This is a genomic window from Nonomuraea sp. NPDC049714 (genome assembly GCF_044465295.1).
Classification (GTDB): Bacteria; Actinomycetota; Actinomycetes; order Streptosporangiales; family Streptosporangiaceae; genus Nonomuraea.
This window is the reverse complement of the sequence record NZ_JBITLM010000004.1, coordinates 576,835-589,465: the sequence shown is the minus strand read 5'-3', so window position 1 is coordinate 589,465 and position 12,631 is coordinate 576,835. Positions and strand designations below refer to the sequence as shown.

Annotated in this window: 10 protein-coding genes; 4 read left to right on the top strand and 6 right to left on the bottom strand. The window is 69.7% G+C overall.

The window, feature by feature from the left end; all coding sequences use genetic code 11:
- The first annotated feature begins 17 nt into the window (after positions 1-17).
- Genes ACIBQX_RS20405 through ACIBQX_RS20395 form a run of 3 tightly spaced genes read left to right on the top strand, consistent with a single transcriptional unit; the run spans position 18 to position 3,639 of the window.
- The gene (locus ACIBQX_RS20405; RefSeq protein WP_397006816.1) at positions 18-1,106 is read left to right on the top strand and encodes a glycosyltransferase; all 1,089 of its coding nucleotides are present in this window, start codon (positions 18-20) and stop codon (positions 1,104-1,106) included.
- A gap of 43 nt (positions 1,107-1,149) precedes the next feature.
- A complete protein-coding gene (locus tag ACIBQX_RS20400; protein WP_397006614.1) occupies positions 1,150-2,937 on the top strand; it encodes a DUF4434 domain-containing protein in 1,788 nt (595 codons plus the stop codon).
- A gap of 36 nt (positions 2,938-2,973) precedes the next feature.
- The gene (locus ACIBQX_RS20395; RefSeq protein WP_397006612.1) at positions 2,974-3,639 is read left to right on the top strand and encodes an NUDIX hydrolase; all 666 of its coding nucleotides are present in this window, start codon (positions 2,974-2,976) and stop codon (positions 3,637-3,639) included.
- A gap of 43 nt (positions 3,640-3,682) precedes the next feature.
- Here ACIBQX_RS20395 and ACIBQX_RS20390 read toward each other — a convergent pair whose 3' ends face one another.
- On the bottom strand, positions 3,683-5,095 hold the full coding sequence (locus ACIBQX_RS20390; RefSeq protein WP_397006610.1) for an ATP-binding protein: 1,413 nt from the start codon (positions 5,093-5,095) through the stop codon (positions 3,683-3,685).
- Between the two features lie 114 nt (positions 5,096-5,209).
- On the opposite strand from ACIBQX_RS20390, the gene hisC reads away from it, so the two are divergent.
- The gene (gene hisC / locus ACIBQX_RS20385; RefSeq protein ID WP_397006608.1) at positions 5,210-6,271 is read left to right on the top strand and encodes a histidinol-phosphate transaminase; all 1,062 of its coding nucleotides are present in this window, start codon (positions 5,210-5,212) and stop codon (positions 6,269-6,271) included.
- Here hisC and ACIBQX_RS20380 read toward each other — a convergent pair.
- The 5 genes from ACIBQX_RS20380 to purD all read right to left on the bottom strand — a co-directional run bounded on the left by ACIBQX_RS20380 (position 6,258) and on the right by purD (position 12,447).
- On the bottom strand, positions 6,258-7,196 hold the full coding sequence (locus tag ACIBQX_RS20380) for an EamA family transporter (RefSeq protein WP_397006606.1): 939 nt from the start codon (positions 7,194-7,196) through the stop codon (positions 6,258-6,260). The two genes, hisC and ACIBQX_RS20380, sit on opposite strands and share 14 nt — an antisense overlap.
- Before the next feature lie 354 nt (positions 7,197-7,550).
- Positions 7,551-8,840, bottom strand: coding sequence for a GTP cyclohydrolase IIa (locus ACIBQX_RS20375; RefSeq protein WP_397006604.1), 1,290 nt, complete (start codon positions 8,838-8,840; stop codon positions 7,551-7,553).
- 201 nt (positions 8,841-9,041) lie between these two features.
- On the bottom strand, positions 9,042-10,307 hold the full coding sequence (gene murA / locus ACIBQX_RS20370; protein WP_397006602.1) for a UDP-N-acetylglucosamine 1-carboxyvinyltransferase: 1,266 nt from the start codon (positions 10,305-10,307) through the stop codon (positions 9,042-9,044).
- 92 nt (positions 10,308-10,399) lie between these two features.
- Positions 10,400-11,236, bottom strand: coding sequence for a phosphoribosylaminoimidazolesuccinocarboxamide synthase (locus ACIBQX_RS20365; protein WP_397006600.1), 837 nt, complete (start codon positions 11,234-11,236; stop codon positions 10,400-10,402).
- Positions 11,233-12,447, bottom strand: coding sequence for a phosphoribosylamine--glycine ligase (gene purD / locus ACIBQX_RS20360; RefSeq protein ID WP_397006598.1), 1,215 nt, complete (start codon positions 12,445-12,447; stop codon positions 11,233-11,235). Before purD ends, ACIBQX_RS20365 begins: the two co-directional genes overlap by 4 nt.
- Positions 12,448-12,631: the final 184 nt, after the last annotated feature.

The following is a 12,631-nucleotide window of genomic DNA, read 5'->3' as shown; positions in this document are numbered from 1 at the left end:
ACGGAGGGTTGCGCGCAGTGCACGTGCTCGTCATGACGGTGGTGCATAACCCCGAGGACGCGAGAATCCTGCATAGGCAGATCCGCGCCCTTGTGGACGCCGGTCATGAGGTCACGTACGCCGCCTCTTTCTCGGCTCACGGTGTCGTACCGCGACCTTGGGTGAACGGCGTGGATCTGCCCCGGGCCGCTCAGCGTAAACGGATCTCGGCCGTGTGGGCGGCCCGCAAGCTGTTCAAGCGCATGCGGCGCAAGGTCGACCTGGTGCTCATCCACGACCCCGAGCTGCTGTTCGCGGTCTGGGGGCTGCGCAACAGGCCGCCCGTGGTGTGGGACGTGCACGAGGACACCCCGGCGACGCTGTCGCTCAAGCCGTGGCTGCCCTCCTTGCTGCGCCCGCCGGTGCGGTTCCTGGCCCGCATGCTGGAGAGCATCGCCGAGAACCACCTCAACCTGCTGCTGGCGGAGACGGCCTACGCGGGCCGGTTCAAGCACGCCCACCTCATCGTGCCGAACGAGACGTGGGTGCCCGACGCGGTCACCCCGCCGGGCGACGACCGGGTGGTCTACCTCGGCTGGCTGTCCAGGGCCAGAGGGGTGCTGGAGGCCGTGGAGGTCGCCAAGCTGCTGCAGCCGTACCGGGTCGCGGTGGAGCTGATCGGCTACGCCGACCCGCAGAGCCGCCCGGTGCTCAACCAGGCGGTCACCGACGGCCTGCTGGAGTGGCGCGACTTCATGCCCAACGACGAGGCTCTCAAGCGCCTGGACGGCGCACTGGCGGGCCTGTCGCTGCTGCACGACGAGCCGAACTACCGGCACTCGATGCCCACCAAGATCGTCGAGTACATGGCGCACGGCATCCCCGTCATCACCACCCCGTCCCCCCGGGCGGTGGAGCTGGTGGAGCGCTACGGCAGCGGCGTCGTGGTGCCCTGGGAGGACCCCAAGGCCGTGGCGCAGGCGGTGCTGACCCTGCGGGACGACGTGCGCGAGCGGCGGGCGCAGGGCGCGCGCGGCTACACGGCCGCCCGGACGAACCACCACTGGCCCAACTCGGCCAAGCGGTTCGTGACCCAGCTCGAGGCGTGGGCCGGTGTCAAGCGTTAGCGGTTTATCTCCGGCAGATCACTAAGGCGGTAGGTTTCCCAACGTGCGCTGGCTCTTTGTACTCCTGGGCGCAGTGATCTTGACCGCGGTGGCCGTCGTGATCGTGGTCATGCCCGGGGACGACCCCGTCAGGACGGCCGCCCAGGAGCCGAACCCCACCCCGGCCCGCACCCAGCCGACGCCGAAGGTGAGCGAGTTCACCGACCCGTGTGGAACGTTCGAGACCCAGCAGAAGGCGCCGTACGCCATCACCGGCTACTGGATCACGCCCCGGTCCAACCCGTGCACCTGGCGCCGCCAGCTCCAGGAGATCCACGACGTCGGCGGCGACACCATCATCAGGATCGGCTACGGCCTGCAGTTCCGCTTCGTCGACGACGAGGGCTTCGTCAAGGCCAAGGACGGCGAGCTCGACCCGCTCTACGCCAAGTGCGTCGAGGACGGCCTCTCCTGCCACGACGCCGCCGAGCGCGACCTCAAGGAGGCGCACCCGGACAACCGCATCGGGCGCACGTACGTCTACCGCACCGACGAGTCGTTCGGCCCGAACCTCTTCAGGTGCGCCCCGATGGAGCGCGCGGTCCCCGGCGGCAAGCGCCTCTACTTCCGCATGCTGGCGCCTCCCGACGGCTCCGACGACGCCAGCTGCGACTTCAGCAAGGGCCGGACGTACGACCTGATCCTGGTCGCCGGCGCGCCCGAGGACAGCCTCACCAAGCTGCTCGACCTCGGCGACCAGTTCGGCATGCGGGTCTTCCCCGCCCTGCCGCTGGCCCCGCGTGACCCGAAGACGCCGACCAGGGCCAACCCGAAGCACATCGACGTCCTCACCACGCTGACCCGGCGCATCCTGCAGGACTACGGTGTCCGCTTCGCCGGCAGGGAGTCGCTCGGCGGCGTCTACCAGCCGTTCGAGGTGCAGATGAGCGACACGCTGGCCGACAACCGCACCCTTGAGGTGTACGCGGGCCAGCACCAGATCGTCGACCAGGAGTTACCGGACAAACCCATCCTGATCAGCCCCTACCTGGACGGGCGCAAACGCGTCGCCTTCGGCCAGACCCCTGAGCAGGTGGCCGAGGCGTTCAAGGCGCTGGCCAGGACCGGCGTCGGCATCATCGCGCCGCAGGACAGCCGGGGCACCGGCAAGGTGGGCCTGTTCTGGCCGGACGAGCGTGACGACGAGGTGGACGCGCGGCTGCGCCCGGTCGTCGGCGAGGCGACCTACGACACCGCCTACCACGGCTCCACCCGCGACTACTACCGCGAGATGGCCAAGGCCCGCGAAGAGATGCTCCAGGGCAACTACCAGGTGGAGCTGTGGGCGAACGTGGAGGCCTTCGAGCCGTCCGGCGACAAGCCCTGCGCCCCCCACGGCACCCGCGGCAAGACCGACAAGGAGCGCCTGGACCAGGCCGTCACCATGGCCGGCCGGTACGTGCAGAAGATCGTCTCCTACATGTGGAGCGACTTCATGACCTGTGGCGCCCCGTCGCCGGAGACCGAGATCACCAAGGACTGGCAGCGCCCCATCGCGGTGGACGCCATCAGGCGCGCCCGCGACCCCCAGGACGGCCTGGAGGTACGCGGCTACAACCTGGAGAACGGGACCGTCTCCATCACCTGGTCGGGCGGCACCGTGGATCTCGTGGTCGCCGAGGTGGGCTGGCTGGACAAGGACCCGCTGGAGGAGCTGCCCGAGCACATGCAGACCGCCTGGGTGCCGTTCGACTGGAGCAAGGTGACGCCCGGGGAGTGGCTCAAGGTGAACGTGAAGATCCCCTCGGGCCAGTCCACGACCGAGCCGCTGCACGTCCGGATCATCACCTGACCCTCGGTGATACCGCGAACGTGTAACGTGCCTGCCATGGTTCCGAGCATCCCGGTCAGCGTCGACCTGGTCGTGCTCACCGTGCGCTGCCAGGCCCTCAGCGCGCTCGTCTGGCGTCGCGACAACCCGCCGTTCCTGCGGCGCTGGTCGCTGCCCGGCGGCTTCATCCAGCTCGACGAGGACCTCCCACAGGCGGCCCAGCGCATCCTCGCCGAACGGGCCGGCCTCCCCGGCGCCCCCGTCCACCTGGAGCAGCTCCAGACCTACGGCTACCCCGACCGCGACCCCCGCCAGCGCGTCCTCAGCGTCGCCTACCTCGGCCTCGCCCCCGACCTGCCCGCCTCGGAGAAGGCCCACATGAGCTGGCAGCCGATCGACGCGCTGACCGCCATGGCCTTCGACCACCGCCGCATCATGCTCGACGGCGTCGAGCGAGCCAGGGCCAAGCTCGAATACACCTCGCTCGGCGTCGCGTTCTGCCCGCCGGAGTTCACGGTCGCGGACCTGCGCCGGGTGTACGAGATCGTCTGGGGCCGCCCGCTCGACCCGCGCAACTTCCACCGCAAGGTCACCAAGGCCGAAGGCTTCCTGGTGGAGACGGGCGCCACCACCACCCGGGACGGCGGCCGCCCGGCCAAGCTCTACCGCCGCGGCCCCTCCGAGCTCCTCCACCCCCCGATGCTCCGCTCCCTGAAGGAGTGACCCGTCAGCGAGCCGATCCTGCGGATCGCCCGCCGAGAAGTCGTCACTTCGTCCGGCTTGGGGTCGTCAGATCGACTGCATGGCCCCCAGGATCTGGGAAGATGTCAGCGGCGGTCACGCAGAGCGTGCCGGGGGGCGCGTGGCTGATCTCGTCGCGGGCGCACACCGCGAATCGGAGATCTCCGGCCTCTGACGTCAGATGGGCGGCCTTCGCCGCGAGCCCCGAGATGATGCGGGACGCGTTCACCTTCCTGCTCCATTTCGCCTCTCCCACCAGGACCGGCCGCCGGGAGCGCCCGGTCAGCACGGCCGCGTCGATCTGGTGCTGACCGTCAGCCTGCCACCAGGGCCCGATGGCGACGACCTGTGGGTGGATGTCGGCGGCCCGTAGCCGCAGATGATCGCGGAACGCCTCCTCCCAGGCGTCGCCCAGATGGTCATTGAGGGAGTCGACGAGCACCGGAAGCACGGTCTCGCCGAGACCGCGGTCGATCTCAGGGAGCACACGGGAAAGCGTGCCGAGATAGAAAGCGAGAAAGTTGTCCGCGATGCGGTAGATCTTCCGGCGGCTGCGACCGGTATCGGTCACGGGCTGGATGCGTTCGACCAGCCGGAGTGCCAGCAGGTCGTTCAGGGTTCGGCTCGGATCGGCCCGAATCGCGTCCGCGATCTCATTGTGCTTGGTGTAGCCCTCGGCGATGGCCTGGAGAGCCGCGGCCAAGTGGACACCTTTGCCGGCCTCTGTCGCTAGGACCAGATCTCCTTCCCTGATCATCTTGGCGTCGGGATGGCAGGCCAGGCGCGCGAGATTGCGTTCGATGGACAACTCGGAGCGCCACCAGGAGAGGTAGAGCGGCATGCCGCCGAGCAGGCCGTGGACCAGCGCCCGATCGGCAGGTGTGAGATCGGGCAGCATCTCCGCCGCCTCGTGCGGACGGAAGGGGTGAAGCTGCATGGTCAGGTCGAATCGCCCGTACAGGGGAGCTCGGTACTCCTGAACGGCCCTCATGGTCCGCACCGCCGAGCCGCACACGACGATCCGCAAGCGGGATCGGCCGTGGGCGTGGTCGAGGAAGGCACGGAGCACACCTTCGAGCTCAGGAGCCGAGGTGATCAGCTCGGGGAACTCGTCGAGGATGAGCAGGAGCGGCTCGCCCCCTGCTTCTCTGCTGAGGTTGTCCAGTGCCTCGTCCCACGTCTCATAGGGCCTATTGGCCAGGTCTCGAGTGGACGAGGTGACCGTTGAGGCGGCCCTGTTGGACAACTCCCGCAACTCCCGGGCAGGAGTGCGTCCGCCACCCGTGTGGAAGATCACCCGCTTGTCACGCGCGAAGTGCTGGAGCAGCGCAGTCTTGCCGACACGCCGTCGACCCCAGATCAGTGCCGGGCGCGGATTTCGCTCCTCCCACCAGTCCTGAAGCGTGCGAAGCTCGGCTTTCCTGCCGACGAAATCCATGACATCACCGTAACCGACATCTTTGTCAGTGACAGAGATGTCACCGACAAAGATGTCGCCAACGCTCGCGACCCATGGGTGTGGCGCTTCGGTCTGCTGCCTTATGGTGTGGCCATGCCTCGTTTCCGTCCGATTCTGGACACGATGCCCGCCTACAAGCCGGGCAAGGCCGTGATGACCCCCGACGGCCGGTCGTACAAGCTCTCCTCCAACGAGTCGCCCTACGGTCCGCTGCCTTCGGTGGTGGAGGCGATCGCGGAGGGGGCGCTGCAGGTCAACCGCTATCCCGACCCGGCCGCGGTCAAGCTGACCGAGGCCGTCGCGGAGCGGTTCGGCGTGCCGGTCGAGCACATCGCGCTCGGCGCGGGCTCGGTCACCGTGGCGCAGCAGCTCTTCGAGACCGTGGGCGAGCCCGGCGCCGAGGTGATCTACGCTTGGCGCTCGTTCGAGGCCTATCCGCTGCTGGCCGACCTGGCCGGGGTGCGGTCCGTACAGGTGCCGCTGGCAGGTGAGGACCACGACCTGGACGCCATGGCTGAGGCGATCACCCCCGACACCCGCATGATCTTCGTCTGCAACCCCAACAACCCGACGGGCACGGCCGTCAGGAGCCGGGAGCTGGTGGCGTTCCTCGACCGGGTGCCGGCGAACGTGCTGGTCGTGCTGGACGAGGCCTACCGCGAGTATGTGCGCGACGAGTCCGTGCCCGACGGCCTGGTCCTCTACCGCGACCGGCCCAACGTGTGCGTGCTGCGCACCTTCTCCAAGGCGTACGGCCTGGCGGGGCTGCGCGTGGGCTATCTGATCGGGCACGAGCCGGTGGCCACGGCCGTGCGCAAGACGATCATCCCGTTCGCCGTCAACCACCTGGCCCAGGTGGCGGCCGTCGCGTCGCTGAAGGCCGAGGACGAGCTGCTCGAACGGGTGGACACCGTGGTCAAGGAGCGCACCCGGGTGCGTGAGGCGCTCATCGCGCAGGGCTGGACGGTGCCGCCCTCGGAGGCGAACTTCGTCTGGCTCAGACTGGGCGAGCGCACCATGGACTTCGCCGCGGCGTGCGCGGTCGAGGGCGTGGCGGTGCGCCCGTTCGCCGGGGAGGGGGCCCGGGTCTCCATCGGCGACCCGGAGGCCAACGACGCGTTCCTGACGGCCGCGGCCGCCTTCAGGCGACCCTGACCTCCTCCGGCTCGGGCTCGGGCGTCTTGGGGCGCCGCTCGGTGGACACCACCAGGGCGACGCCCACCAGGATGATCAGGCCGCCGGCCAGGATTTGCCAGGTGACCTGCTCGCTCAGGATGAGCACGCCGAGGAGCACCGCGACGACCGGGTTGACGTAGGCGTAGGTGGACACCAGCGAGATGGGCGCGTTGCCGAGCAGCCAGCTGTAGGCGGTGAAGCCGATCAGGGAGCCCACCAGCACCAGGTAGGCGAGCGCCGCCCAGGACCGGCCGGAGACCGCGGCGATGTCGAGGTGCTCGCCCGCGGTCAGGCCCACCACGACCATCCCGGCGCCGCCGACGAGCATCTCGACGGTGCTGGCGGCGAGCGCGTTGGCGGGCATCGCGATCCGCGACGACAGGAACGAGCCGACCGACCACGACCCGGCGGCGAGCAGGATCACCACGATCCCGGCCGAACTGCCCGAGGTGCCGCCGCTCAGCGACACCGCAGCCACGCCACCGAAGCCGACCAGCACCCCGGCCAGGGTGAGCACCTGCGGCCGGTCCCGGAACGCGATCCTCAGCACCACCAGCCACAGCGGCACGGACGCGACGAGCAGGGCGGCCAGGCCGCTGGAGATGTGCTGCTCGGCCACGGCCACCATGCCGTTGCCGCCGGTCAGCAGCAGCAGTCCGACGACCGCCGCGCCGCCGAGCTGCCGCGCCGTCATCCTGAACGGGGCCAGCCCCTTCCTGATGACCAGGAATCCACCGAGCAGCACCGCCGCGGACACGAACCGCAGGGCGCCGCTGAGCATGGGCGGCATGGTCTCGATGACGATGGCGATGCCGAGATAGGTCGAACCCCACACCACGTAGACGACGCCCAAGGCTCCCCAGACGAGGAGCCGGCGCCGCTTGTCATCAGTGTCAACTGTCATGACTCATGACAATAGTCCCCGGCTCCGACATTTCGCGCGCGGATATCAGACGCTGAGATGGTGGCAGGCGGCCCTCGCACCAGTGGGGAAGGCTTCGCGGTCGACTCCGCCGCAGGCGGGTCGGCCGGTCGAAGGACCCGGTGCCGGCCGCGACGTCCGCCTGCAGGCGGAGGACCAGATAACGATTGGTGCCCCCGTCCGAATCCCGTCGATCGGGGGCGTCGAAAACATACCCCTCAATCAGTGCGGTCAATCGCTGAAATCAGAAGTGTCAACCCCCGATCCGCAAAAGTCCGTACACGAAGCTGGAGGCCCGCCGCCGTCTAGGGGGAAGGCAGACGGCGGGCCCCGGTATCAGCGCGGCCCCAGCTTCTCCACGATGAGCCGGTAGAGCTGCCTGGGGCGTCCCGGCTGCGGCGTGCGGTTCGGCGGAAGCGGCCACGCGAGTCCCTCGTCGACCAGCGTGCGCAGCAACCGCCGAGCCGTGCGCGGCGTCACCCCCAGCATTTTCCCCGCGCCCTCGGCGTCCACCACGGTGTCGCCGCCTTCGAGCTTGGCCGCCAGCCGGGCCAGCACCTCGACCCCCTTGGGCTTGAGCGCGGTGGTCCCCGTCGGCGGCATCCGGGGCGCCGGGATCAGCGCCCTCCCCTCCCGGTCGACGGCGAACCCCTGCGCCTGTTTACCCGTCTGGGTGCGTGCCAGCGCGGCCCGTGCGTGCGACTCGGCGTCGTGCGTCGTACGGCCCATGCCCACGCCCACCTCGACCGCCAGCCCCAGCTCGTCGCGGATCCTGCCGGCGAACGGCAGCACCCGGAACCCGTCGGTGGCCGCCGCCACCGAGCCCCTGGTCGCGGTGACCAGGTAGCTGTGATCGTCGATCGGCCAGACGGTGGCGTTGATCCGGTTCGCCTCCTGGACGAGCAGCCGGTGCAGCGACAGCCGCAGCTCGTCGCGCCAGTAGCGCGGCGCCGCGCGGCGCACGGGCTCGCGCAGCGTCGGCACCTCCACCAGCACGACGGTGAGCTGTGACTCCTCCAACCGGTGGTGCGCGCCCAGCAGCGCGGCGGTGTGCAGCGCGGTGCGCACGGCCGCCGACGTCGGCCTGATCCTGATCACGGGCACGCCCGAGGTCTGCAGGCGCTCCGCCACGGCGGGCAGACACGTCAGCGCTCCCGTGGTGATCCCCTGCCGGGACAGCCGCTCGTGGTAGGCGGCGATGGTTCCCGTCGCCCCCGGCTCGTCGCGGCTGTGCACGTCCGTCGCCGGAATGCCCAGATCGGTGTACGCCTCCTCGACGTCGGCGCGGCTGACCACGTCGACGCTGACCCGTTGTGGATCGACGCGTGGATCAAGCGCCGCCTTGGCCAGCGCCGCCACCAGTGCCGCCCCGCCGAGCTGGACGTAGGTGGCGGGCATCGTCAGCACGCCGGAACGCCTCGCCAGGTCGTACGGGACCGGACTGGCGAACAGGCACGCGTCCACGCCGGGACCGAGCCGGGTCACCTTGTCAGGCGCTTCCTGCTCGTCGCGGTACGCGGCTGCCACCAGCCGGCAAGGCAGCGGCGCTGCGGCGTGACCCATCAGCATGACGCGCTCGACCAGATCATGGGGTCCGACCACGCCAATAGTGAGGTCCGGTGTCATGGCGCCCGGGCGTGACACTCGGGGTGTTTCTTCGGCCCTCTCGACCAATGTTCGTCCCATCCTGCGGTCCGTTGCAGTGCTCTCTTTTGGAACGATCGCTCGCGGGGGCCGTAATGTCACGCCCGACTTTTCCGGAAAGCCGTTCTGGTTGACCACCCGAGAAGGCGTCTCAGCAGCTCAACGCGCCATTCCCCACGATTTTCAACCCTCGGAAATCTCTCGTGTAATGTCCGCTCCCAGTGCCCGCATTCGCGTGGCGAGATCTGCGTGGCCGCGATCGATGAGGTATCCCGAGTCGATGACGGTCTCGCCTTTGGCGGCCAGTCCGGCGAGCACCAGGGCTATACCCGAACGCAGATCGTGAGCCGTTACGCGAGTGCCGGTCAGCGGAGTGGCGCCGCGCACGACCGCCCGGCTGCCGTCCACCTCCACGTTGGCGCCCATCTTGTTCAGCTCGCCGGCGAGCGCGAAGCGGCCGTCGAAGATGCGCTCGTGGATGTAGCTGGTGCCGTCGGCGAGAGCCGCCACGGTCATCATCGGCGACTGCAGGTCGGTGGCGAAGCCCGGGTAGGTGTCGGTGATGATGTTGATCGGCCGCAGCGGGCCGTCGCAGCGGACGTGCAGCACCGCGCCCTGGCGGGCGAAGTCGACGCCCATCTGCTCCAGTTTGTAGCGCACCACGCCCAGGTCGAGGCCGGTGCCGACAAGGCTCAGCTCGCCCTGCGTGATGGCCGCGGCCATGGCGAACACGCCCGCGTCGAGGCGGTCCGGCATCACGGTGTGCTCGACGGCGTGGAGCTCGTCCACACCCTCGACGGTGATGAACCCGGTGCCGCCGCCGCTGATGCGCGCACCCATCTTGGCGAGCATGTCGATGACGTCGAGCACCTCCGGCTCCAGCGCCGCGTTCTCGATCACGGTGGTGCCCTTGGCCAGGGCGGCGGCCATGATCAGGTTCTCGGTGCCGGTGTGGGAGGGGGTGTCGAGGTAGAGGGTGGCGCCGGTCAGGCCGGAGGCCTTGACGTGGATGACGGTCTCGCCCTCGTCCACGATCGCGCCGAGCCGCTTGTAGCCGAGGTAGTGGAAGTCGAGGTTGCGGCTGCCGAGGTTGCAGCCGCCGACCCCCTCCACGATGGCCTCGCCCAGCCGGTGGAGCAGGGCCGGGGTGAACAGGACCGAGCCGCGGAAGCGCCGGGCGATCTCGGCGGGGAGCACCGGGCTGGTCAGGCGCGAGGCGTCGATCACCAGCGTGCGCTCGGACTCGTGCAGCTCGACGTACGCGCCGACGGCCTCGGCCAGCTCGACCGCGCGGCGTACGTCCTCGATCAGCGGGACGTTGCGCAGCACGGTGCGGCCCTTGGCGGCCAGCAGAGCCGCACCGATCATCGGCAGCACGGCGTTCTTCGCGCCCTGGATGAAGGCGGTTCCACGCAGTGCGTTGCCACCGCGCACGCGGTAACGGACCATTCGTGCTGCTCCTCGGGAAATTATCGATCGGGAAAGAGGGTGAGGGTCGATCCGGCCAACAGTAGCCGCTCACAACACCTGGCCCAGCCGAATCATCCGGTAAAGGAAGCCCCAGTGATGCGCTCGTATGCCTCCAGGTATCGCTGCCTGGTGCGCATGACCACTTCGTCCGGTAGGCGAGGTGGGGGATTTGTGGAGTTTTTGTCCCATCCGGATTCGGGCGACGTTAGCCAATCACGGACATACTGCTTATCGAATGACGGTTGCGGTCGCCCCGGCTGCCACTCATCGGCCGGCCAGAATCGCGACGAGTCGGGGGTGAGCACCTCGTCCCCCAGGGTCAGCACCCCGTCGGCGTCCCAGCCGAGCTCGATCTTGGTGTCTGCCAGGATGATGCCCCGCTCGCGGGCGATCTCCGCGCCGCGCGTGTAAACGGCGAGCGTGACGCGCCGCAGCTCCGCCGCCGTCTCCGCGCCGACCTGGTCCACCACCTGCGCGTAGGAGATGGGCTCGTCGTGCTCGCCCTGGGGCGCCTTCGACGACGGCGTGAAGATCGGCTCGGGCAGCCGGGACCCGTCGACGAGCCCCTCGGGCAGCCGTACGCCGGAGACCGTCCCGTCACGGTGGTACTCGCTCAGCCCACCCCCGGCCAGATAGCCGCGCGCCACGCACTCCACCTGCACCATCGTCAGCGGCTTGACCAGCACGCTGCGCGGGGCGTCGCCCGGCGCCACGACGTGGTTGGGCACCAGGTCGCGGAGCTGGTCGAACCACCACAGCGACATCTGGGTGAGAATCGCGCCCTTGTCCGGGATGTCGGGCTCAAGCACATGGTCGAAGGCCGAGATGCGGTCGGAGGCGACCATCAGCAGCAGACCGTCGTCGGTCTGGTAGAGGTCGCGGACCTTGCCGGAGTGGAGGTGCTTCATCGGGCGATGTCCGTCCTGTGGAAGGAGCCGCGCATCTCGATCCGCGACACCAGGTCGTAGGCGTTGCGGCGCGCGCTCTCCTGGTCGGGCCCGCTGCCCACCACGCTCAGCACCCGCCCGCCCGCGGAGACGATCTCGCCGTCCACCCGCGAGGTCCCGGCGTGCAGCACATAGGCGTGCTCGGCCGGCTCCAGCCCCTTGATCACGTCGCCCTTGACCGGGGCACCCGGATAGCCTTCCGCCGCGATGACCACCGTCACGGCGGCCCCGCCCGCGAACACCGGATCCGGCCCCAGCTCGCCCGTGGCGCACGCCATCAGCAGCCCGCCCAGCGGCGTCTCCAGCCGGTCGAGGATCACCTGGGTCTCCGGGTCGCCGAACCGCGCGTTGAACTCGATCACCTTCGGCCCCTTGGCGGTCAGGGCCAGCCCGACGTACAGCACGCCCTGGTAGGGGAGCCCGCGTCGGCTCAGCTCGCCGATCGTGGGGTGCACGACCTCCCGCATGACCTGCTCGGTCAGCCCCTCCGGCGCCCACGGCAGCGGCGTGTAGGCGCCCATGCCGCCGGTGTTGGGCCCCTGGTCGCCGTCGTGGGCCCGCTTGAAGTCCTGCGCCGGCTGCAGGGGCACCGCGGTGCTGCCGTCGCAGAGCGCGAACAGCGACACCTCAGGCCCGTCCAGGAACTCCTCGATGACGACCCGCTCGCAGGCCGCCGCATGGGCCAGCGCCACCTCGCGGTCGTCGGTGACCACCACGCCCTTCCCGGCCGCCAGCCCGTCGTCCTTGACGACGTACGGCGTCCCGAACTCCGCCAGCGCGGCCGCGGTCTCCTCGGCCGTCCGGCACACCCGCGCCTGCGCGGTGGGCACTCCGGCGGCCCGCATGATGTCCTTGGCGAAGGCCTTGGAGCCCTCGATCATCGCCGCCTGGCCGGACGGCCCGAAGCAGGCGATGCCCGCCTCGCGCACCGCGTCGGCCACCCCGGCCACCAGCGGCGCCTCGGGGCCCACGACCACGAGGTCGACCCGCAGCCGCCGGGCCAGCCCGGCGACCTCCACCGGATCGACGGGGTCGACGGGGTGCAGCCTCGCGACCTCCTCGATCCCGGGATTCCCCGGAGCACAGTGAAGCTCGCTGACCTGGGGATCGAGTTTGAGCGAACGACACAGGGCGTGCTCACGCCCACCGGAACCTACGACTAGAACGCGCACCCGCCCATTCTCGCAGCCCACCGTCCCTGCCCGTCCCCGCCCCGGCCACTCCCCGCCACGCGAATGCGGGCGAGTACCGTCGTGCCGTTACCTCTCTGTGGTAACTTGAGGCGGCTCTGTGGTCTCTTGTGTGATTGGAGGTGGTCCGGGATGAAACCTGGTGATCCCAGCAGTACGTGCTCGT